This is a genomic window from Sphingosinicella sp. YJ22, assembly GCF_011320075.1.
Lineage (GTDB): Bacteria > Pseudomonadota > Alphaproteobacteria > Sphingomonadales > Sphingomonadaceae > Allosphingosinicella.
On record NZ_JAANPA010000025.1, the window covers coordinates 1 to 19,723 of the forward strand.

The following is a 19,723-nucleotide window of genomic DNA, read 5'->3' on the forward strand; positions in this document are numbered from 1 at the left end:
TCGCGCGAGCCGGCGTCCGTGTTCGTTTCTCCCGGCTGGAGTCCAGCCGCGTGCTCTTCCGACCCACGCCGCCGCCGCCGCCGCCGCGGCCGCCGCGGTGGCCGTCGCCAGGGTGGCGACGAGCAGCGCGAAGCCGGCGCCGAGGGCGAGGAGATCGAAGCGGTCGAGGCGCCCGAGGGCGGCGAGCCCGTGACGGCCGAGACCGGGACGGTCCAGGCCGAAGCGGCCGAAGCGCCCGTCGAGGCCGCCGCCGAGGACGAGAAGCCGAAGCGCGGCCGTCGTCGTCCGCGCGCCCGCAAGGCCGACGAGGCGAGCGAGGCCGCGGCCGAGACCGCCGCTCCGGTCGAGGCGGAAGCCCCGGCGGCGGAGCCGGCCCCGGTTGAAGCGGCTCCCGCCGAGGAAGCGCCGGCCGAGGAGAAGCCCAAGAAGCGCCGCACCGGCGGCCGTCGCAAGAAGGCCGATGCCGAGGCCGAGGCCGCAGCCGCGGCCGAGCCGGTGCCGGCGCCGGCCAATGACGAGGGCGGCGTCGTGCCGACCCAGGTCGCCGAGAAGCTCGACGGTCACGCCGGCAACGGCACCGCCGCGCCGGACTCGCCGGAAGCGCCGATGCTCGAGCGTCAGACGATGGAAGGCAGCGACGAGGCCGAGATGACCGGCCCGGGCGAGCCCGCCCGCCGCGGCTGGTGGCAGCGCACCTTCGGCGGCTGATCGATCTTCCCCTCCGGCTCTGGCCGGAGGGGAAAAGATTTAATCGGCGGTTCACAATGCGGAGAAGAGAGCAGGACCATGGCTGAAGCTCTTCACGCCCGCCGCGGTCGCGGCGTCCTTGCCCGCCTTCTGCTGCTGCTCGTGCTGAGCTTCGCCTTCGTCGCTAGGCCGGCGATGGCGCAGTCGGTGCTCCGCGACGCCGAGACCGAAGCCCTGTTCCGCGACATGTCGGCGCCGTTGATCGAGGCGGCGGGGCTTCGGCCGGCGGACGTGCGCATCGTCCTGCTCAACGACGCCAGCATCAACGCCTTCGTCGCCGGCGGCCAGATCGTCTATCTCCATTCGGGACTGATCACGTCGGCGAGCAACGCCAACGAGGTCCAGGGCGTGATCGCCCACGAGCTCGGCCACGTCACCGGCGGCCACATCATCCGGTTGCAGGAAGGGATCGGCCAGGCCGGCAACATATCGCTGCTGTCCCTGCTTCTCGGCGCCGCGGCGATCGCGGTCGGAGCGCCCGAGGCCGGCATGGCGATCATCACCGGCGGCCAGGCGGCGGCGATGAGCCGCTTCCTCGCCTTCAGCCGCGTCCAGGAGAACAGCGCGGACCAAGCCGGCGCCAGCTTCCTGAGCCGCGCCGGAATCAGCGGCCGCGGCAGCATCGCCTTCTTCGAGAAGCTGCAGAACCAGGAGTTCCGCCTCGCCATCCCGCAGACCGACAGCTACCAGCGCACCCACCCGCTCAATCGCGAGCGCATCGCGGTGCTCGAGAATGTCTATCGCACCGACCCGGCCTGGGACCGCCCGACCCCGCCGGAGCTGGAGGCGCGCTTCCAGCGCGTGCGCGCCAAGCTGCGCGGCTATATCGACGAGCCGGAGCGGGTGCTCGCCGCCTATCCGGACAGCGACACCTCGGTTCCGGCGCGCTATGCGCGCGCCTTCGCGCTCCACCGCGCGGCCTATCCCGAGCGTTCGCTCGCCGAGGTCGAAACCCTGCTCGCCGAGCAGCCGCACGATCCCTATTTCCTGGAATTGAAGGGCCAGATCCTGCTCGAGTCCGGTCGCCCGACCGAGGCGATCACGGTTCTGCGCGAGGCGGTCGAGCGCTCGCGCAGCGAGCCGCTGATCGCGACCATGCTCGGCCATGCGCTGATCGCCACCGAGGACCCGGCCAATTTCCCCGAGGCCGAGCGGGTGCTGCGCACCGTCGTCCAGCGCGACGAGCGCAATCCCTTCGCCTGGTTCCAGCTCGGCGTCGTCTACGACCGCGCCGGCGACCTCGGCCGAGCCAACCTCGCCAGCGCCGAGCGCTACAGCCTGATGAACGAGCCGCAGCTGGCGCTGGCCAGCGCGCGCAACGCCATGGCCGGAATCACCGCGGGCACGCCGGACTGGATCCGCGCGCAGGACATCGTGATGGTGTCGCGCGCCGCGCTCGAGAACCAGCGCGGCCGGCGCCGGCGGCGATAATCCGGGGACGGTGACCAAGGAATGAGCGACAAGAAGAGCCGCCTCGCGGGCGGCATGAGCGGGTTGTTGCTGGCGGGGGCGATCGGCCTCGTCGTCGGCGGCGGGGCGATGGTGCTGGCGCAGGGCGGCTTCGGCGACGCCCGCACCGAGCGCGTCGTCCACGACTATATCCTCGAAAATCCGGAGATCATCCCGGAGGCGATGGAGCGGCTTCAGCAGCGTGAGGCCGCCGCAGCGATCGGGCCGCGCCGGGCGCAGCTCGAGACGCCCTATGGCAGCGCCTGGGCAGGCGCGGCCGACGCCGACGTCGTTCTGGTCGAGTTCTTCGACTATGCCTGCGGCTATTGCCGGGCGAGCAACTCGGTGGTCGAGCGGCTGCTGCGCGAGGATCCGCGCCTGAAGGTGGTGTGGCGCGAGCTGCCGGTGCTCGGGCCGGCCAGCCAGGAGGCTGCCTTCGTCAGCCTCGCCGCCGCCGAGCAGGGCCGTTTCCGCCAGTTCCACGACGCCCTGTTCGCGCTCGGTCCGCCCAGCGCCCAGAACGTCGCCCAGGTCCAGCGCGCCGTCGGCGTCCAGCTCGCGCGATCGAGCGACGGCCACCGCCAAGAACTCCAGCGCAACATGGAGCTCGCCAATTTGCTGCGCGCCACCGGCACGCCGACCTTCGTGGTCGGCGACCAGGTGATGCACGGCGCGGTCGGCTATGAGCGCTTGAAGCAGGCGATCGAAGAGGCGCGGGCTTCGCGTTCCTAGAGATCGTCATGCCAGCGAAAGCTGGCATCTCAATTCATGTGGTCTCGAGAGGGCCGGGAGATTCCCGCTTTCGCTGGAATGACGGGTGCACCTAGCCCTTGAACCCCTGCGCGACGACGTACCACTCGCTCGAATCCTTGCGGCTGGCGGGCGGCTTGGCGTGCTTCACGGTCGTGAAGCGGCGTTTCAGTTCGGCGACGAGATTGTTGTCGGCGCCGCCGGCCAGCACCTTGGCGACATAGGCGCCGCCGGGGCGGAGCACTTCGCCGGCGAAGTCCAGCCCCGCCTCGACCAGCGCCATGGTGCGCAAATGGTCGGTCTGCGGGTGGCCGACGGTGTTGGCGGCCATGTCCGATAGGACGACGTCGGCGGGGCCGCCGAGCGCTTCCTTGAGAAGGTCGGGCGCGCTGTCGTCCATGAAATCGAGCTGGAGGATGGTCGCCCCCTCGATCGGGTCCGTCGGCAGGAAGTCGATGCCGACCACCACCGCCTGCGGCGCGGTCTTGCGCACCACCTGGGTCCAGCCGCCGGGAGCGATGCCGAGGTCGACGACGCGCTTGACGCCGCCGAGGAACTTGAAGCGCTCGTTCAGCTCGATCAGCTTGTAGGCGGCGCGGGAGCGGTAGCCCTCGGCCTTGGCCTTGCGGACATAGGGATCGGCGAGCTGGCGCTCGATCCACTTGGTCGAGCTGATCTTGCGCCCCTTGGCGGTGCGGATGCGCTGTTTGGGAGGGGCGGGCATGGCCGCTCTCTAGATGCGATAGCCGTCGCGCGCCATGAGGCTGCGCAAGATTCCCTCGCGGATGCCGCGGTCGGCGATGCCGAGGGTGTCGGCCGGCCAGATGTCCATGATCGTCTCGAGGATCGCGCAGCCGGCGACGACGAGGTCGGCGCGCTCATGGCCGATGCACGGGAATTTGGCGCGCTCGTCATGGCTCGCGACGGACAGGATCTGGCTGATCTCGCGCATCGCCGGCGCCGGAACCATCAGGCCGTCGATCTGCTTGCGGTCGTAGGCGGGCAAAGCGAGGTAGACGCTCGCCAGAGTCGTCACCGTGCCGCTGGTGCCCATCAGGCGAATGTTGGTCTTGTCCGCCGGAAGCAGCTGCTGGAAGCGGCGGAAAGCGTGGCGGACGCGCTCGCGCATGCGGCCGTAGGCGGCGAGGCGCTCGTCGGCGTCCTTGAACACCGTGCCCTCGCTCTCGGTCAGCGAGGCGACGCCCCAGGGCGCGCTCCACCAGCAGCGGATTCGCGGCGCCTCGCCGTCGGTGTCGATCAGCACCAGCTCGGTCGAGCCGCCGCCGATGTCGAAGATGAGGGCTGGACCGTCGCCCGGCTCGAGCAGGCGGTGGCAGCCGAGCATGGCGAGCCGCGCTTCCTCCTCGGGCGAGATGATCTCGAGCACGATTCCGGTCTCGCGGCGCACCCGCTCGACGAACTGGCGGCCGTTGACGGCGCGGCGGCATGCCTCGGTCGCCACCGAGCGGGCGAGGCTGACGCGGCGGCGGCGGAGCTTGTCGGAGCAGACCGAGAGGGCGGCGACGGCGCGGTCCATCGCGTCCTGGCTGATCTTGCCCGAGGTGCCGAGCCCTTCGCCGAGCCGGACCACGCGCGAGAAGGCGTCGACGACGGTGAAGCCGTCGTCGGACGGCCGCGCCACGAGCAGCCGGCAATTGTTGGTGCCGAGGTCGATCGCGCCATAAGTGTGGCGCGGGAAGCGGCGATGTTGGGGAACGCCGTTGGCGGCGAGCGGGGCGAGGCCCTCGGAAACCGGAGCGGTGGTGGGTAAGGCCGCGTCGGCCGGACCCCCGCCCGGCGCTTGCGGAGCCGGTACGGCTTGCTGCGCCATCCTGACACTTACTCTTGTTCTCTTGGCGGCCGGGAATACCGTCCGCTGACTTGCCGCCAGTCGTACACGAGGCGACCGTTTCGGGCAAGCACAGGGGTTTCCGAGGCGTTGACAGGGCCGGGCCGCGCTCCTATTTCGCCCGTCCGCGTTGCCCGATCGTCTAATGGTAAGACTACGGACTCTGACTCCGTCAATCGAGGTTCGAATCCTCGTCGGGCATCCAGCTTCCGCCTTCTGATCCAAGCCTCTATGCCTCTGCCGCGTCACGGTAGGGGATGATCATGCGCGGCAGGTTTTGGGCGGCTTCCTTCATTCTGATGCTTGCGGGCTGCGCCACTTCGGCGCCGGGACCGGCGATCAGCGACGCCGAGACTCGGGCGTGGTGGGCGGTGACCGCCGAACTTTCCAATGATGCGATGGAGGGCCGCGACACCGGCTCGCCCGGCTATGACCGCGCCGCCGCCCTTGTCGTCGAACGGTGGCGGCGGGCGGGGCTGCGGCCGGCCGGCGACAACGGGACCTGGTTCCAGCCGATCGCGATGAAGGAGGTGCGGGTCGATCGCGCCGGCACCGCGCTGACGCTGACCGGCCAGGGTGCGCGCCCGGTGCAGATGCAGTTCCTCCATGCCTGGACCGTGCGGCCGACCGAGCAATTGCCCGCTTCCGTTTCCGGGGCTCTGGCCTTTCGCGGCTATTGCGCGGCGGCCGACCTCCGGGACGTGGCCGGCAAGGTCGTCGTCTGCCTCAACACCAGGCGAACGGGAGCGCCGTCGGCCGGGCAGCAGGTCCAGGCCGCGGCCGCGGCGCGGGCGGCGGCGATCATCCAGGTCGACAACCCGTATTTCATGGTCGAGCCGCCCCGCTGGCCCATCGCCTATGCGCGGTCCGTCTCGTTGCTCGACGCCGCGCCGCCCGCAGCCGCCGCGCTCCCGGTCATTCGGTGGAATGCCGAATGGTTCGGCTGGCTGGTTCCGGACGGCGCCGACGATCTGCTTCGGGCCGCCGACCGCGGTGAGCCGGTGGCGAGTTCCGACCCGCCGGCCCGTCTCGACGCCCGCTTTGCGATTGGCCGCGGCACCCTTTCGTCCCCGAACGTTCTCGGCGTCCTCCCCGGCACTGATCCGGCGCTGGCGGACGAATATGTCGTCGTCGGCGCGCATCTCGACGGCTACGGCTTTGGCGAGCCGATCGACGGGGACGGGCTCTACAACGGCACGTTCGACGACGCGGCCTATGTCGCGACTTTGATCCGCCTCGCCGAGCAGAGGCAGGGGCGGGGCTTCCGGCGGCCGGTCCTGTTCGCGGCCTTCACCGGCGAAGAGAAGGGGCTGATCGGGTCGCGCTGGCTCGTCGACCATCTGCCGATGCCGCGCGACCAGGTCGCCGCGATGATCAACCTCGATCAGTTGCGGCCGATCTTCCCGCTCGACCTGCTCACCGTCCACGCGCTCGACGACACGACTCTGGGCGAGGATGCACGGGCGGTGGCGGAAGGGATGGGAATCCGGGTTCGTCTCGATCCCGAGCCGGAGCGCAACCTCCTCCAGCGCACCGACCATTGGCCGTTCCTGATGGCGGGCGTGCCGGCGATCAATTTCGTGTTCGGCTACGAGCCCGGAAGCGACGCCGAGCGGCGCTACCGGCTGTGGTACCAGACCCGCTACCATCATCCCGGGGACGACCTCACCCAGCCGTGGGACCCGGTCGCGGCGGAGCGGTTCAACCGCTTCTTCTACGACCTGGTCGCCCGGGTCGCCGACGCCGACCGGCGGCCGGCATTCGTCCGCGGCAACCCCTATCGGCGCCGCTAGGCGTAGCTGACCACCTCGAACTCGATTCCGTCCGAATCGTCGAAATAGAAGCGGCGGCCGGGGTCGTAGTCGGCGTGGCTCTGCGGGGTGAAGCCCTCGGCGATCACCTTGCGTTCGGTGGCGTCGAGATCATCGACGACCACGCCGATATGGTTGAGGCGGCTGTCCTCGTCACCCGCGGTGAAGCCCGGGGGCGGCGACCAGAGCGCGACATAGGCGTCGTCGGTGCCGACATGGACGGTGCGGCCGTTCAATTTGGCCGGTCCTTCCCAGCGGATGCTCCAGCTGAACAGGCGCTCAAGCATCTCCGCCGTCCGTCGCGGGTCGCTGACCGTCACGTTCACATGTTCCAGAATGCCCTTAGCCATCGTCCGAATGTCCTTTCGCTTGCGATTCGTTTCGCGATGGCGCTTTGATAGAACCTCAACCTAAGTTCAGGTCAAGCAGCTCCCGACGGAGAGGAATCATGCACACGACCGACCTGCTGCCGATCGGCGACCTCGCCGCGCGGACCGGGTTATCGGTCTCGGCGATCCGCTTCTACGAAGCGCGCGGGCTGGTCAGCGCGCTACGCAACCGCGGTGGGCAGCGGCGCTTCCTGCGCTCCGACATCCGCCGCTTGTCCTTCATCCGAATCGCGCAGCAGCTGGGCTTCACCATCGAGGAGATTGGAGGGGTGCTGGCCAAGTTGCCGCAGGGGCGAACTCCGACCCAGAAGGACTGGGCGGCGATCAGCGCGCTGTTCCGCAAGCGCCTCGACGAGCGGATCGCAGCGCTCACCCACATGCGCAGCAAGCTCGACGAATGCATCGGCTGCGGCTGCCTGTCGCTGAAGCGCTGCGCCCTCTACAACCCGCAGGACAGGTTGCGCGAGCGCGGGCCGGGACCAAGGCTGCTGCTCGACTTCTAGCGGCCTTTGCCGCTAGGCAAGGCATCCGGAAGGGGGCGGCATGGACGACATCCTGGCCGAGGTGCTGGCGGCGATCGAGCCGCATCGCGGCGAGGGCAAGGTCGCCGACTATATTCCCGCGCTGGCCTGCGTCGATCCGAGCAAGTTCGGAATCGCCTTCGCCGACGCCGGCGGCGCGGTGCACGGCGCCGGCGACTTCGAGGCGGCTTTTTCGATCCAGTCCATCTCCAAGGTGTTCACGCTTTCGCTGGTCCTAGAGAAGGTCGGCGTGGCGATCTGGGACAAGGTCGGGCGCGAGCCGTCCGGAAGCGCGTTCAACTCGATCGTCCAGCTCGAGCGCGAGGACGGCCGGCCGCGCAACCCGCTGATCAACGCCGGCGCCATCGCCGTCACCGACCAGCTGATCGGCGCCGGCGACGCCGATGCGGCGATCGGCGCGCTCCTCGCGCTGCTCCGCGCGCGCAGCGGCGACGCGGCGATCTCGGTGGACGAGGAGGTGGCGGCGTCGGAGGCGGCGACCGGCAGCCGCAACCGCAGCCTCGCCTGGTTCATGAAGACCTACGGAATCCTCGACAACGAGGTGGAGACGGTGCTGGGCGCCTATTTCAGGCAATGCGCGGTGGCGATGAGCTGCCGCCAGCTCGCCCGCGCCGCCTTGTTCCTCGCCTTCGACGGGCGCGACCCGGCGAGCGGCGCGGAGGTCGTCGCCTGGCACAATGCCCGCCGAATCAACAGCGTGATGATGCTGTGCGGCCATTACGACAATTCGGGCGAGTTCGCTTACCGGATCGGCCTGCCCGGCAAGTCCGGCGTCGGCGGCGGCATCCTCGCGGTCGCTCCGGGGCACGGCACCCTGGCGGTATGGTCGCCGGGCCTCAACGCCTCCGGCACCAGCGCCGTCGGCGCGCTCGCGCTGGAGAAACTCGTCGACCTCACCGGCTGGTCGGTGTTCGCGCCGCGCCCGTAACCCTGCCGGCCGCGATCAGGGTCCCGAGTGAGGCCCGTCGGAGACGCCCCAGCGGTCGCGGTCATGGGCATTGTTGCAGACATGGATGCGCGCGCCATCGTGCCAGACCAAGCGCTTGGCGTGACCGGGCAGGGCGGCCGCGGCGCCGGCCGTCATCGCGTCGCGCAGCGCATGGCGGCGCTGGCGGTGCCAGGCGGCGGCGGGCTTGTCGTCGATGAACAGGCAGTACCAGTGCATGGGTGCCGATCCCTCGACCGCGACGACGCAGGAGAGCGCCCCCGCGTTCCGCGCTGGCCGCGCGAAGATAACCTGGCTTGGCGAAAAAGCGGCGCGGCACTGACCTGTGTGGGTGCGCGCGGGCCAGACGTGCCGCATGGCGACGGCCGGCGCGGACAGTCCTCTCCCGCGCGTCGATCGGACCTGCGGAAGGCGCCTGGGGAGGTGGCCCTTCCGCCCCTTCGGCCGCGAACTGATCCACAGGAACAGGGGCTTCGGCGCGCCGGCGGGCTTCGACTCGCATGCGCGAGCCGCTAGACTTTGGCTCGTGGATTCGGCCGACCCCTTCGACACGCCCGACGAGCCAGACCGGCTGCGGCTGGACCTCGACGGGTGGGAAGGGCCGCTCGACCTGCTGCTGACCCTCGCGCGGGCGCAGAAGGTCGACCTCGCCAAGATCTCGATCCTCGCGCTGGTCGAGCAATATCTCGCCTTCATCGCCGATGCGCGCCAGCTGAAGCTGGAGATCGCCGCCGATTACCTCGTGATGGCGGCGTGGCTCGCCTATCTCAAATCCTGCCTGCTGCTGCCCAAGGACCCGGAGGTCGAGCCCAGCCCCGAGGACCTCGCGCTCAGGCTGCAGATGCGGCTTCAGCGGCTCGACGCGATGCGCGAGGCCGGCGCGCGGCTGATCGCGCGCGACCGCATCGGCCGCGACGTCTTCCTGCGCGGAGCGCCCGAAGGGCTGCCGCTGATCCGCCGAGCGCGCTGGCAGGCCGAGCTCTACGACCTCATCGCTGCCTACGGACGGGTGCGCGCGCGCAGCGCGCCGGTCGTCCACATGGTCGCTCGCCGGCCGGTGATGACTCTAGACGAGGCGCTGGTGCGGATCGAGCGGCTGATCGGAGTGCGCGTCGACTGGGCGGACATCCGCAGCTTCCTGCCCGAGACGCAGGACGGCGAATTTCGCCGCTCGGCGCTCGCTTCGAGTTTCGTCGCCGCGCTCGAGCTGGCGCGCCAGGGCAAGGTCGCCATCGCCCAGGACGAGCCGTTCGGCGAATTGCTGTTGAGGCGGGCATGAACGAACCGGACGAGATGCTTCGCGCGGTCGAGGCGATCCTGTTCGCCGCCGAGGGGCCGCTGACCGCGGACGAGATCGCCGAAATGGCCGGCGAGGCGCTCGCGGTGCGCGCCGCCCTTCAGCAGCTTCGCGACCATTATGCCGGCCGCGGAGTCGAGCTGGTCGAGCGCGGCGGGCGCTGGCACTTCCAGACCGCAGCGGACCTTGCCCCCTTGCTCCGCCGCGAGCGCGAGGAGACCCGCAAGCTCAGCCGCGCCGCGGTCGAGACGCTGGCGATCATCGCCTATCACGAGCCGGTCAGCCGGGCCGAGATCGAGGCGATCCGCGGCGTGCAGATTTCGAAGGGCACGCTCGACGTGCTTCTGGAGGCGGGCTGGGTGCGGCCGGCGGGCCGGCGCGAGGCGCCGGGGCGGCCGCTTACCTTCGCCACCACGGCGACCTTCCTGTCCCATTTCGGCCTGGCGAGCCGGCGCGACCTGCCCGGCATCGACGATCTCAAGGCCGCCGGACTGCTCGATCCGATCGACGTCGCCCTCGAGCGGTCGGGCGGCGATCCCGACCTGCTCGATCTGGAAACTGACAACGGCGCCGCTTAGGTGTAAGCACGGCCGCGAGGAGAATTTTCAATGGGTATGACGAGCATCTGGCACTGGCTGATCGTGCTGGTGGTGGTGATGCTGCTGTTCGGCGCCGGGCGCATCTCCGGCGTGATGGGTGACCTCGGACGCGGCATCAAGAGCTTCAAGAAGGGCCTCAACGAGGAGGACGAGCCGGCGACGCCGCGCCCGCAGCCGCGGCTGAGCGACGAGCGCCCGGCCGAGACGCCGACCGCGTCCGCGCAGCCGACCGCCGACCTCGACAAGCGCTGAGCCCCTTTCCGTCATTGCGAGGAGCGCAGCGACGAAGCAGTCCATGGCTCGATGCTGGATTGCTTCGCTGCGCTCGCAATGACGTGTTGAGGGAAGTCGGGTAGAAACGTCGCATGTTCGGGGTCGATTCCAGCGAACTGTTCCTGATCGTCCTGGTCGCCGTCGTGGTGATCGGGCCGAAGGACCTGCCGCGGGTGATGCGCGAGATCGGCAAATGGGTCGGCAAGGCGCGGGGCATGGCGAGCCAATTCCGCCTCGGCGTCGACCAGATGATGCGCGAGACCGAGATCGCCGACCTCGAGAAGAAATGGCGCGAGCAGAATGAGGCGATCATGAAGGCGCACCCCGCGGCGCTGATCGACAGCGACTGGGGCAAGCCGGCGCTTCCCGAGGAAGCGGAAACGACCGCGGTCCTCCTCGACAAGCCAATGACCCTCGACAAGCGGGCGCCGGCCGAACCGGCCGCCTCGGCCATCCCCGCGCCCGTCGCTGAATCGACGTCGACGAGCAGGCCCGCGCGCCGAGCGCCGCGGGCGAAGCCGGGCCTGCCATGAACGACCTTCCCAAGCTGGACGGCGACGAGCTCGACGCCAGCCGGGCGCCGCTGCTCGACCATCTCATCGAGCTGAGGCGGCGGCTCATCTGGTGCTTCGTCGCGCTGGCGATCTGCTTCGGCTTCTGCCTCTATTTCGCCCAGGCCATCTTCACCTGGCTGGTCCACCCGCTGCTGGTGGCGGGCCAGAACCGGCTCATCTTCACCAACGTGTTCGAGGCCTTCTTCTCGCAGATCAAGGTCGCCTTCTTCGCCGGCGGAATGCTCGCTTTTCCCGTGATCGCGGGCCAATTGTGGCTGTTCATCGCGCCCGGCCTCTACAAGAACGAGAAGAAGGCGTTCCTGCCGTTCCTGCTGATGACTCCGGTGCTGTTCCTCGGCGGCGCGGCGCTCGCTTATTATTTCGCAGTGCCGGTGGCGCTTCACTTCCTGTTGGGCTTCGAGGGCAATCTCGGCGGAGTCCAGCAGGAGGCGCTGCCGGGCGTCGGCAACTATCTCGACTTCATCACCAAGTTCCTGTTCGGCTTCGGAGTCTCGTTCCTTCTGCCGGTGCTGCTCATGCTGATCGAACGGGCCGGCCTGGTCACGCTCAAGCAGCTGCGCAAGGGCCGCCGCTACGCGATCGTCGCGGCCTTCGTGGTCGCCGCGGTGCTGACCCCGCCCGACATCATCTCGCAGCTGCTCCTCGCCTTCCCGTTGATCCTTCTCTACGAACTCGCGCTGATCGGCATCATGCTCACCCACCGCCGCCGAGCGAGAAAGGCGTCCGCGGACGCCTGACACGAAGAAGGCGCCGATTTGCGGTCGACGCCTCCAGGGATCTTGCGAGTAGCGGAATCAGTCCGCGAGGTCGGAAACCTTTTCGCCGACCGACTGGACGTCGCGTCCGGCGCCCTCGATCGTGTTGCACGCCGCCAGGGCGAGGCCGCTGGTCAGCACCAACAGCGTGAGCATCTTGCGCATCTTACTCTCCTGAACCGCCACGGGCACGAAACCCGTCCATGCGCCTGACAATGCTGTCGGCGTGGCGCGGTTCCACCCGTTCGGCGGAGTCGCGTCAAGGCGTGGCTAATACGGGGGAAAGCCCTGGCTCTTCAGAAAAGTTGAGCCCGGAGGCGCTACCGGGGGGGGGGGGAGGTTAGCGCGTCCGGGCTCATGGTTCTGGATAGCGAGAGCGGGGGGGCAAAAGGTCACTATCCGGACTGCTCAACGGCCTTGGCGGGGCGGGGTTCCAGCCCGCGCGATTTTTTTTCTGCGATTTTATCGGGAAGCGGAGCGGACAGGCCGGGAGGCAACCGAGTCGGGCCTGACCGGTTGGAGCGGATGAAAGGAACCCATCCATGCCCAAGCCGCCGAGCTCGCCGCCCCATTCGGACATAGACGGAGTCAACCGCGACGGGACTCGGCCGAGCAAGAAGCTCAGCGGGCGCGGCGACAGCACCGCGGCGCTCGAGCGCGCGGACCGCGAGGACGTGGCCCGCCCGGACTATAGCGACGACCGCTCCGACGACGACCGCACGCGCTAGGCTCAAATGATGGCGCCCAACGGCGCTCAGGGAACCGCGGGCGTGTCGCGGTCGACCACGGCGATGGTCAGGCTGTAGCGGCCGGCCTCGCCGTCGCGCTCCAGCGTGGAGCGGAGCTGGCGTGCGAGCCCGGAAACGATGCGATCGAACCGTTCCTGGACGTCGGGCGAGCAGGTGATCTTGCCGGCCAGGACTTCCGACTCCAGCACCAGCCGGGCCCGGCCGTCCTGCTCTGGCTCCAGCGCGATGGCGACGATGCGCGCGCCGCACAGCATGCCGAACTCGACCACCTCGGTGACCAGGAAGGCGGTCGACACCGCGACGTCCTGGGTGGCGTAGAGCGGCTCCAGCGCGAGTCGGATCTGCATGCCGGCCGCGCCTGTGGGGGCGGTGGCGCGCAGATTGGCGGCGAGCTCCGAAACCAACGCCTTCAAGGCGACTCCGCGATTTTCCTCCAGCTCGGCATAATGGTTGCGGTGCACCACGGCGAGCGCGTCGACCCGGCGCTGGATCGACGCATAGGCCGCCGCGGCCTCGTCGCTGACGCTGCTGCGCGAATGGATGTTGAGCAGCGACGCGACGACCTGGAGGTTGTTCTTCACCCGGTGATGGACTTCGCGGACCAGCCGCGTCTGGCGCTCGACCGCCGCTTCGAGATCGGCCTCGTGGCGCGCGACCGTGCGAGTCACCTCGGCGAAGGCATTGCCGAGATCGTCGATCTCCCTGGCGGCGCTGTGCACGGTCGGCCGTTCGAAGCCGCGGTCGCCCGGCACGTAGGCGGCGATGGCGCGCTGCATGCGCAGCAGTGGGTTGAGCAGCAGATATTGCACGACCAGCCAGCCGACCACCGCGGCGAGTAGCCACATCAGCAGCGGGAGGACGATCATCAGCACCTCCTCCCAGCTCATGCGCGGCGCCGCGGCGTGGAGGCGCAACTCGACGCCGCTGGCGGTGATCGGCTCGCGCAGCACGACCCCGCCGAGCGCCTGCTGGCCCGGTTGCGACGCGAACAGGCGCATCGTCGAATCATCCACGGCCAGCTCGATCTCGGTCGGCTGGGTGGTGCTGCCGAGATTGGCGGCGGCTTCGAGCGACGCGCGCGGAAACTCGATCTGGCCGAGCGGGCGGCCGCCGGCGTCGTACAGCCACAGCCGGAGCAGTTCGCCCTGCGGATCGAGCCAGGCGGCGGACGTGGCACCCGCAGCGACTCGGGGCGCCGGTGCCGGGTTGACGGTGAGCGGCGGGCAGGCGACGCCGCCGCCCGGATCGTAGACGAGGAAGCGCACCGGCGGCGATCCGCTCGCGCGCAGCTGTGCGTCGGCATGCTGGCAGGCGAGCGCCGCGGTTTCAGGTCGGCGCACCGCGTCGCTGGCGATCCTGACGATCAACGCCGCGCGATTGACGACCGAGGACAGGCGCTGCGCCGACAGCGCGAGATTGGTGTTCGCCTCGGCGAGTGCGTTGGAGCGGCTGTCGCGCGCGCTCTCGATGCTGGCCAGGACGGAGATCACCAGCAGCGGCAGCAGCGCCGCGCCGAGGATGAGCAGCATCTTGGTCGCGGTCGGGAGCCCGCCGAACCAGGCGCGGACCGGGTTTTGCTGTCGTTCGGTCACCGGCGGCCCCGACGCTTCATGTTGCGCGTGCGGGGAGAATCAGCCGAGCTTGCCGAGGAGATCGAGCATCTCCGGCGGAATGTCCTCGGCGACCGCGCGTTCATAGACGCTGCGCAAGGCATCGCCGACGTCGCCGGACTGCTTCTTCTTGTTGCGCGGCTTGCGCGGCGCTTCGGGATCGGCCGCATGGTCACCCTCGACCTTGCGACGCCGCTCACGTTCCAGTTCATTGTGAAAGGTCAAAGGATCACCCCACCCGCGGTCCGCTCATTCTATCGGATCTGATCAACCGCTTGCGTGAGGTTGGATCGAACCGTGTTTTCCAGCGCAAATTGTCGCGGGCGAAATAATCACGCCGCGTGGGCTTGGAAACAAAAAACTCCGACGATGGTTCCACAGGTTCTGCAGGCGTATCGGGCGGGGGCCATAGGGGCTGTCACAAACCTGTCCGAGCGCCGTTACACTTGCCAAGCGGGGGTCGCCCTCATAGGCGCACGCTTTAAATGATTGAGGAGTCGAAACGAATGTCGCTCGGCCAGGAAATTGCGCCTCATCTTCCTTTCCTACGCCGCTACGCGCGCGCGCTCACGGGCACGCAGAAGCATGGCGACGCCTTTGTCCGCGCGACCCTGGAAGCGATCGTCGCGGCGCCGGACTCCTTCCCGCGCGACGTCGACCCGAGGGTCGGACTCTACCGCACCTTCCACGCCATCTGGTCCTCCGCCAACATCGAGGAGGATCCGGGCTATTCGGGCGCCGAGGGCGACGGCGCCGAGAGCATCGCCCAGGCCCGCCTGTCGCGGATCACGCCGCTGTCGCGCCAGGCCCTGCTGCTGACCGCGATGGAAGGCTTCACGCCGGAGGATGCCGGCTATCTGATCGGCGCCGCGCCCGAGGAAGTGGAATCGCTGGTCGCCGAGGCGCTCGAGGAGATCGAGCGGCAGACCCGCGCCGAGGTGCTGATCATCGAGGACGAGCCGATCATCGCGATGGACATCGAGACGATCGTCCGCGACCTCGGCCACAGCGTCGTCGGAGTCGCGGTGACCCGCGACGAGGCGGTCAGCCTGGCGCTCGCCAAGCGCCCGGGACTGGTGCTCGCCGACATCCAGCTCGCCGACGACAGCTCGGGCATCGACGCGGTCAAGGACATCCTCGCCGAATTCGAGGTGCCGGTGATCTTCATCACCGCCTTCCCCGAGCGGCTGCTCACCGGCGAGCGGCCCGAGCCGACCTTCCTGATCACCAAGCCGTTCCAGCGCTCGACGGTGAAGGCGGCGATCGCCCAGGCCCTGTTCTTCGATCCGGCGACGCTTCCGGCTTAAGTTTTCAATCTCTTCGCACGGGCGGGGAACCGCCCGTGCGGGGGCGCGTTAGCCCGCGAAACGATTGGAACTTTTGAGCGAGGGTATCCCATTCGCCATGAATCAAGGCCCGGACCATCTCGGGAAAACCGAAGCGCGCGCCGGCACCACGCCGCACGTGGCGCGCTACGTCCTTTTCTTCGGACTGACGTTGACCATCCTGGCCTTCGTCATCATCTATCTGATCTGGATGTAGGTTGCCGAAGCGAATGGGTGCTAAACTCGCCCGTTCAGTCGCGCACGTATAAAGTCCAATGTATATCGGGGGCAGCTCCATGTCGGGCGTGAAGCCGGCGCAAGAAGACGCGACGATCGAGCGTGAAGAGCTCGTGCCGCTGCCGGACGACGAGTTCAAGCAGCAGCTCGGCCAGGTCATTCCGCACCTGCGCGCGTTCGGCCGGTCGCTGTCGGGAAGCCGCGATCTCGCGGACGACCTCGTCCAGGAGACGCTGCTCAAGGCATGGGCGGCGCGCAAGCGCTTCCAGGCGGGCACCAACATGCGCGCGTGGACCTTCATCATCTTGCGCAACCTGTTCCTCAGCCAGATGCGGCGCGCCCGATTCAAGGGCGAGTGGGACGAATTGACCGCGTCCAAGATCCTCGCCGCGCCGGCGAGCCAGGACAAGCATATCGAACTCGCCGACATGCAGCGCGCGCTGCTCCACCTGCCACAGCCCCAGCGCGAGGCGCTGATCCTCGTCGGCGCCGGCGGTTTCGCCTACGAGGAAGCGGCCGAGATCTGCGGCTGCGCGGTCGGCACGATCAAGAGCCGCGTCGCGCGCGGCCGAGTCGCGCTCGAGGCCCTGCTCAGCGAAGGCAAGCTGCCGTCGCGCCGCGAGCACGACAATCACGACAAGACCGCGCTCCAGGCGATCATGAGCGAAGTCGACGATCTGAGCCGCGACCGCCTCCCCACGCCCGACGAGGGCGAGGACGAGGAAGAGACGAAGGCCTGATCCCGCGCGACTGTCGCCCGGACCCTGTTTCAGAGCGCGTCCGACGACTGCTCAGGGGGGCGGGGCGGAATGCCGAAACGGGTAGGTGTGACGCGGTGCCTGGGATCGCGCTCAATCGAGCCGCGCCAACAGGTCCTCGAAGGTGGTGAGGGAACGCATCTCGCCGTCGAGCTGGAAGGCCTGGCGCAAGGCATTGCCGACGCCCGCATGAACGGTGGGCGGCGCCACCTTCACGAAGCGCTTGTGACCGCGGTCGGTCCCATCTTCCCGGCTTGCATTCAACGGTTCCACGGCCTTCTTAACGTACGTTCCTAGATGCGGTTGCAACTGTACCGGACCACAATGACGGATTCAGAACCACGTTGCGTTGAAGAGACACTTGGTTGCGACCAAGATGACATCGAACGCGTGGGTCCGGCGGTTGAACGTGGGCGAACGCACTCCCCCTTCCTGCGGTTCCATCTCGAGTCGAAAAATCCTGTCGCGACCGCGGTTTGCGCCGGCCGGCTGGGCGAGGCGCTGGCGCTGGCGCGGGCGCAGGGGGAGGACGGCGACGTCATGGCGGCGCTGCGCCGCGAGCGGACCGGGCACGCCCTGGCGCTGGCGATCGGCGACCTTGCCGGGCTGCTCACCCTGGAGCAGGTGACGGCGACGCTGTCGCAGCTTGCCGACAGGGTGCTGGAGCGGGCGGTCGCGGCCGCCATCGCCGAACGCTGTCCCGGCGCGCCGGTGCGCGGCTTCGCGGTGATCGCTCTCGGCAAGCTCGGCAGCGGCGAGCTCAACTACTCGTCGGACGTCGACCTCTTGTTCCTGTTCGACCCGGCGACGCTGCCGCGGCGCGAGCGCGAGGATTCCGGCCAGGCTGCGGTGCGGATCGGCCAGCGCGTCGTCGAGCTGCTGCAGAAGCGCACCGAGGACGGCTACGCCTTCCGGGTCGACCTGCGCCTGCGCCCGTCGCCGGAAGTGACTCCGATCGCCCTGCCGGTCGACGCCGCGATCAGCCATTACGAATCCTCGGCGCTGCCGTGGGAGCGCTCGGCCTTCATCCGCGCGCGCCATGCCGCGGGCGACGCCGCGCTCGGCCGTTATTTCCTCGACGCGATCCACCCGTTCGTGTGGCGGCGAAGCCTCGATTTCGGCGCGGTCGGCGAGATCCAGGCGGTGACGGGACAGATCCGCGACCATTATTCCGCGGGCCAGAAATTCGGCCCTGGCTTCGACCTCAAGCGCGGGCGCGGCGGAATCCGCGAGGTCGAGTTCTACACCCAGGCACTTCAGCTCATCCATGGCGGCCGCGAGCCGCAGCTGCGCGCGCCCGCAACGATGGACGCGCTCGCCGCGCTGGGCGCGGCGGGGCGGATCGGCGCCGACGAGGCGGCCGCGCTCAGCGACGCCTATCGCCTCCTGCGCACGATCGAGCATCGCGTGCAGATGGTCGACGACAAGCAGACCCATCAGCTGCCGCCGACTCCGGAAGGGCTCGACAATGTCGCGCAGCTTCACGGCCTGGCGGACGGCGCCGCTTTGCTCGACCTCTTGCGCCCGCATGTCGAGTCTGTGGCGGACCATTATGGCGCGCTCGCGCCGCAATCGCAGACCCGGCTGCCGGGCTCGGCCGCGCTCGAGGAGCGGCTCGCCGGCCTCCACTTTCCCGACCCCCCGGCGGCGGCGGCGCGGATCGAGGGCTGGCGCAGCGGCAAGGCCCGGGCGCTGCGCACCGCCGCCGCGCGCGACCCGTTCGAGGCGATGCTGCCGGGGCTCGTCGAGGCATTCGGCCAGTCGTCCGACCCGATGGCGGCCTTGAACCGCTTCGACAATCTCGTCGAGCGGCTGCCGAGCGGAGTCAATTTCTTCCGCCTGCTCGAGGCGCGGCCGGCGGTGGTCGACTATCTCGCCAATATCCTCAGCCACGCGCCGACGCTGGCCGACCAGCTCGGGCGGCGGTCGGAGCTGCTCGACGGCCTGATCGACGCCAGCGCCTTCGCTCCGCCGCCGGACGTCGCCACGCTTGCCGACGACTTCGCCCGGCGCGAACGGCGCGGCGAGGATTACCAGATGCTGCTCGACCGCGTGCGCGCCCGGGTCAACGGCGTGCGCTTCGCGCTCGGCGCCCAGATCGTCCTCGCCCGGTCCGACCCGCTCGACGCCGCGCGCGGCTATGCCCGGGTCGCCGAGGCGGCGATCGACGTGCTTGCCCGCGCCGCCATCGCCGAGTTCGAGCGCCAGCACGGCAAGGTGCCCGGCTCCGAGCTGCTCATCCTCGGCCTGGGCCGGCTCGGCGGCGGCGAGCTCACCCATGCCTCCGACCTCGATCTGATCTACCTGTTCAGCGGCACCCACGAAGCGCAGTCGGACGGCTCCAAGCCGCTGCGCGCGACCGATTATTTCAACCGCCTCGCGCCGCGCGTCTCGGCCGCGCTGAGCGTGCCGACCGCGGCGGGGCCGCTCTACGACGTCGACCTGCGTCTGCGCCCGTCCGGCCGCGACGGACTCCTCGCCGTCTCGCTGCCGAGCTTCGCGGACTATCAGGCCAGCCACGCCTGGACCTTCGAACATATGGCGCTGACCCGAGCGCGCCCCGTGTTCGGCTCGCCCGAGGCGCGTGCGGCGCTGGGCGCGACGGTCGCGGAGATCCTTCAGAGCGAGCGCGATCCCGGCAAGGTCGCGGCCGACGCCCGGACGATGCGGCGCGAGATCGCGCGCCACAAGCCGGCCAAGGGGCCGTTCGACATCAAGCTGGGCGAGGGCGGGCTCGTCGACCTCGAATTTCTCGTCCAGTCGCTTCAGCTCATCCATCGCACCGGGCTCGACCCGCGCATGGACGTCGCGCTCACGGCGCTCGCCGAGGCGGGCCTCGTCCTGCCCGACCTCGTCGAGGATTATCGCCTGCTCACCCGCATGCTGGTCACGTTCCGGCTCGTCTCGCCGCAATCGGCAGAGCCGCCGCCGCCCTCGCGCGCGTTGGTCGCCCAGGCGTGTGGCCTCGCCGATTGGGACGCTTTGCTTGAAGCGCACGACGAGGCGCGCCAGAGGGTATCGCAATCATGGGCCGCTTTCGCGGCGCAAGCAGAGGAATGACG

The 19,723-nt window shown here is 69.3% G+C and carries 23 protein-coding genes, 1 tRNA gene and 1 pseudogene; 17 read left to right on the forward strand and 8 right to left on the reverse strand.

What is annotated here, in order from left to right:
• The 3 genes and pseudogenes from G7B71_RS09855 to G7B71_RS09865 form a co-directional block, all read left to right on the forward strand.
• Positions 1–708, forward strand: a pseudogene (locus G7B71_RS09855) (hypothetical protein); the annotation flags it as partial.
• Positions 709–786: 78 nt separating this feature from the next.
• On the forward strand, positions 787–2,178 hold the full coding sequence (locus G7B71_RS09860; protein WP_166040367.1) for a M48 family metalloprotease: 1,392 nt from the start codon (positions 787–789) through the stop codon (positions 2,176–2,178).
• A 21-nt stretch (positions 2,179–2,199) separates the two neighbouring features.
• Entirely contained in the window at positions 2,200–2,928 is a 729-nt protein-coding gene (locus G7B71_RS09865; RefSeq protein ID WP_166040369.1) for a DsbA family protein, read from the forward strand.
• Positions 2,929–3,019: 91 nt separating this feature from the next.
• On the opposite strand, the gene G7B71_RS09870 is transcribed toward G7B71_RS09865, so the two are convergent.
• Entirely contained in the window at positions 3,020–3,670 is a 651-nt protein-coding gene (locus G7B71_RS09870; protein ID WP_166040371.1) for an RlmE family RNA methyltransferase, read from the reverse strand.
• 9 nt (positions 3,671–3,679) lie between these two features.
• The gene (locus tag G7B71_RS09875) at positions 3,680–4,777 is read right to left on the reverse strand and encodes a Ppx/GppA phosphatase family protein (RefSeq protein WP_166040373.1); all 1,098 of its coding nucleotides are present in this window, start codon (positions 4,775–4,777) and stop codon (positions 3,680–3,682) included.
• 149 nt (positions 4,778–4,926) lie between these two features.
• Here G7B71_RS09875 and G7B71_RS09880 point away from each other — a divergent pair.
• Together G7B71_RS09880 and G7B71_RS09885 are read left to right on the forward strand one after the other, a co-directional pair.
• A tRNA-Gln gene (locus tag G7B71_RS09880) sits at positions 4,927–5,000 on the forward strand.
• A gap of 58 nt (positions 5,001–5,058) precedes the next feature.
• Entirely contained in the window at positions 5,059–6,588 is a 1,530-nt protein-coding gene (locus tag G7B71_RS09885; RefSeq protein ID WP_166040375.1) for a M28 family peptidase, read from the forward strand.
• Here G7B71_RS09885 and G7B71_RS09890 read toward each other — a convergent pair.
• Positions 6,585–6,956: a VOC family protein gene (locus tag G7B71_RS09890; protein WP_166040377.1), complete on the reverse strand. Its 372-nt coding sequence runs from the start codon at positions 6,954–6,956 to the stop codon at positions 6,585–6,587. The genes G7B71_RS09885 and G7B71_RS09890 overlap by 4 nt on opposite strands.
• Positions 6,957–7,054: 98 nt before the next feature.
• On the opposite strand from G7B71_RS09890, the gene soxR reads away from it, so the two are divergent.
• Positions 7,055–7,498, forward strand: a complete 444-nt coding sequence (soxR, locus tag G7B71_RS09895) for a redox-sensitive transcriptional activator SoxR (protein WP_166040379.1) — start codon at positions 7,055–7,057, stop codon at positions 7,496–7,498.
• Positions 7,499–7,538: 40 nt separating this feature from the next.
• Entirely contained in the window at positions 7,539–8,465 is a 927-nt protein-coding gene (locus G7B71_RS09900; protein WP_166040381.1) for a glutaminase, read from the forward strand.
• Positions 8,466–8,480: 15 nt separating this feature from the next.
• Here the strand turns inward: G7B71_RS09900 and G7B71_RS09905 are convergent, their stop codons facing one another.
• Positions 8,481–8,702 carry a hypothetical protein gene (locus G7B71_RS09905; protein ID WP_166040383.1) on the reverse strand — a complete coding sequence of 74 codons (222 nt, stop codon included), beginning with the start codon at positions 8,700–8,702 and terminating at the stop codon, positions 8,481–8,483.
• A gap of 307 nt (positions 8,703–9,009) precedes the next feature.
• Between G7B71_RS09905 and G7B71_RS09910 the strand changes: the two genes are divergently transcribed.
• The 5 genes from G7B71_RS09910 (at position 9,010) to tatC (ending at position 11,964) form a co-directional block, all read left to right on the forward strand.
• Entirely contained in the window at positions 9,010–9,762 is a 753-nt protein-coding gene (locus G7B71_RS09910) for a ScpA family protein (protein ID WP_243406193.1), read from the forward strand.
• Positions 9,759–10,358 carry an SMC-Scp complex subunit ScpB gene (gene scpB / locus G7B71_RS09915; RefSeq protein ID WP_166040387.1) on the forward strand — a complete coding sequence of 200 codons (600 nt, stop codon included), beginning with the start codon at positions 9,759–9,761 and terminating at the stop codon, positions 10,356–10,358. The genes G7B71_RS09910 and scpB overlap by 4 nt, the downstream gene beginning before the upstream one ends.
• 30 nt (positions 10,359–10,388) lie before the next feature.
• The gene (locus tag G7B71_RS09920) at positions 10,389–10,631 is read left to right on the forward strand and encodes a twin-arginine translocase TatA/TatE family subunit (protein WP_166040389.1); all 243 of its coding nucleotides are present in this window, start codon (positions 10,389–10,391) and stop codon (positions 10,629–10,631) included.
• Between the two features lie 113 nt (positions 10,632–10,744).
• Positions 10,745–11,185: a Sec-independent protein translocase protein TatB gene (tatB, locus tag G7B71_RS09925; protein WP_166040391.1), complete on the forward strand. Its 441-nt coding sequence runs from the start codon at positions 10,745–10,747 to the stop codon at positions 11,183–11,185.
• Entirely contained in the window at positions 11,182–11,964 is a 783-nt protein-coding gene (tatC, locus tag G7B71_RS09930) for a twin-arginine translocase subunit TatC (RefSeq protein WP_166040393.1), read from the forward strand. Before tatB ends, tatC begins: the two co-directional genes overlap by 4 nt.
• Before the next feature lie 57 nt (positions 11,965–12,021).
• Here the strand turns inward: tatC and G7B71_RS09935 are convergent, their stop codons facing one another.
• Positions 12,022–12,147, reverse strand: coding sequence for an entericidin A/B family lipoprotein (locus tag G7B71_RS09935; protein WP_166040395.1), 126 nt, complete (start codon positions 12,145–12,147; stop codon positions 12,022–12,024).
• Between the two features lie 377 nt (positions 12,148–12,524).
• On the opposite strand from G7B71_RS09935, the gene G7B71_RS09940 reads away from it, so the two are divergent.
• Positions 12,525–12,710 (forward strand): hypothetical protein, encoded by a 186-nt coding sequence (locus tag G7B71_RS09940; RefSeq protein WP_166040397.1) that lies wholly within the window; start codon positions 12,525–12,527, stop codon positions 12,708–12,710.
• A 26-nt stretch (positions 12,711–12,736) separates the two neighbouring features.
• Here G7B71_RS09940 and G7B71_RS09945 read toward each other — a convergent pair whose 3' ends face one another.
• The gene (locus tag G7B71_RS09945; protein ID WP_166040399.1) at positions 12,737–14,323 is read right to left on the reverse strand and encodes a sensor histidine kinase; all 1,587 of its coding nucleotides are present in this window, start codon (positions 14,321–14,323) and stop codon (positions 12,737–12,739) included.
• A 39-nt stretch (positions 14,324–14,362) separates the two neighbouring features.
• Positions 14,363–14,566 carry a hypothetical protein gene (locus tag G7B71_RS09950; RefSeq protein WP_243406194.1) on the reverse strand — a complete coding sequence of 68 codons (204 nt, stop codon included), beginning with the start codon at positions 14,564–14,566 and terminating at the stop codon, positions 14,363–14,365.
• Positions 14,567–14,847: 281 nt separating this feature from the next.
• Here G7B71_RS09950 and G7B71_RS09955 point away from each other — a divergent pair, with 281 nt between their 5' ends.
• The 3 genes from G7B71_RS09955 to G7B71_RS09965 all read left to right on the forward strand — a co-directional run bounded on the left by G7B71_RS09955 (position 14,848) and on the right by G7B71_RS09965 (position 16,643).
• On the forward strand, positions 14,848–15,648 hold the full coding sequence (locus tag G7B71_RS09955; protein ID WP_166040401.1) for a response regulator: 801 nt from the start codon (positions 14,848–14,850) through the stop codon (positions 15,646–15,648).
• 97 nt (positions 15,649–15,745) lie between these two features.
• A complete protein-coding gene (locus G7B71_RS09960; RefSeq protein WP_166040403.1) occupies positions 15,746–15,883 on the forward strand; it encodes a hypothetical protein in 138 nt (45 codons plus the stop codon).
• 79 nt (positions 15,884–15,962) lie between these two features.
• Complete coding sequence (locus G7B71_RS09965) at positions 15,963–16,643, forward strand: sigma-70 family RNA polymerase sigma factor (RefSeq protein ID WP_166040405.1); 681 nt, start codon at positions 15,963–15,965, stop codon at positions 16,641–16,643.
• Positions 16,644–16,754: 111 nt separating this feature from the next.
• On the opposite strand, the gene G7B71_RS09970 is transcribed toward G7B71_RS09965, so the two are convergent.
• Positions 16,755–16,934, reverse strand: a complete 180-nt coding sequence (locus G7B71_RS09970) for a hypothetical protein (RefSeq protein ID WP_166040407.1) — start codon at positions 16,932–16,934, stop codon at positions 16,755–16,757.
• Between the two features lie 51 nt (positions 16,935–16,985).
• Here G7B71_RS09970 and G7B71_RS09975 point away from each other — a divergent pair, with 51 nt between their 5' ends.
• Positions 16,986–19,721 carry a bifunctional [glutamine synthetase] adenylyltransferase/[glutamine synthetase]-adenylyl-L-tyrosine phosphorylase gene (locus G7B71_RS09975; RefSeq protein WP_166040409.1) on the forward strand — a complete coding sequence of 912 codons (2,736 nt, stop codon included), beginning with the start codon at positions 16,986–16,988 and terminating at the stop codon, positions 19,719–19,721.
• The last annotated feature ends 2 nt before the right edge of the window (positions 19,722–19,723 follow it).

Coding starts and splice junctions, on each gene's coding strand:
- G7B71_RS09860 (WP_166040367.1), top strand. CDS start 787: ATGGCTGAAGCTCTTCACGCCCGCCGCGGTCGCGGCGTCCTTGCCCGC.
- G7B71_RS09865 (WP_166040369.1), top strand. CDS start 2,200: ATGAGCGACAAGAAGAGCCGCCTCGCGGGCGGCATGAGCGGGTTGTTG.
- G7B71_RS09870 (WP_166040371.1), bottom strand. CDS start 3,670: ATGCCCGCCCCTCCCAAACAGCGCATCCGCACCGCCAAGGGGCGCAAG.
- G7B71_RS09875 (WP_166040373.1), bottom strand. CDS start 4,777: ATGGCGCAGCAAGCCGTACCGGCTCCGCAAGCGCCGGGCGGGGGTCCG.
- G7B71_RS09885 (WP_166040375.1), top strand. CDS start 5,059: ATGCGCGGCAGGTTTTGGGCGGCTTCCTTCATTCTGATGCTTGCGGGC.
- G7B71_RS09890 (WP_166040377.1), bottom strand. CDS start 6,956: ATGGCTAAGGGCATTCTGGAACATGTGAACGTGACGGTCAGCGACCCG.
- soxR (WP_166040379.1), top strand. CDS start 7,055: ATGCACACGACCGACCTGCTGCCGATCGGCGACCTCGCCGCGCGGACC.
- G7B71_RS09900 (WP_166040381.1), top strand. CDS start 7,539: ATGGACGACATCCTGGCCGAGGTGCTGGCGGCGATCGAGCCGCATCGC.
- G7B71_RS09905 (WP_166040383.1), bottom strand. CDS start 8,702: ATGCACTGGTACTGCCTGTTCATCGACGACAAGCCCGCCGCCGCCTGG.
- scpB (WP_166040387.1), top strand. CDS start 9,759: ATGAACGAACCGGACGAGATGCTTCGCGCGGTCGAGGCGATCCTGTTC.
- G7B71_RS09920 (WP_166040389.1), top strand. CDS start 10,389: ATGGGTATGACGAGCATCTGGCACTGGCTGATCGTGCTGGTGGTGGTG.
- tatB (WP_166040391.1), top strand. CDS start 10,745: ATGTTCGGGGTCGATTCCAGCGAACTGTTCCTGATCGTCCTGGTCGCC.
- tatC (WP_166040393.1), top strand. CDS start 11,182: ATGAACGACCTTCCCAAGCTGGACGGCGACGAGCTCGACGCCAGCCGG.
- G7B71_RS09935 (WP_166040395.1), bottom strand. CDS start 12,147: ATGCGCAAGATGCTCACGCTGTTGGTGCTGACCAGCGGCCTCGCCCTG.
- G7B71_RS09940 (WP_166040397.1), top strand. CDS start 12,525: ATGCCCAAGCCGCCGAGCTCGCCGCCCCATTCGGACATAGACGGAGTC.
- G7B71_RS09955 (WP_166040401.1), top strand. CDS start 14,848: ATGTCGCTCGGCCAGGAAATTGCGCCTCATCTTCCTTTCCTACGCCGC.
- G7B71_RS09960 (WP_166040403.1), top strand. CDS start 15,746: ATGAATCAAGGCCCGGACCATCTCGGGAAAACCGAAGCGCGCGCCGGC.
- G7B71_RS09965 (WP_166040405.1), top strand. CDS start 15,963: ATGTCGGGCGTGAAGCCGGCGCAAGAAGACGCGACGATCGAGCGTGAA.
- G7B71_RS09975 (WP_166040409.1), top strand. CDS start 16,986: ATGACGGATTCAGAACCACGTTGCGTTGAAGAGACACTTGGTTGCGAC.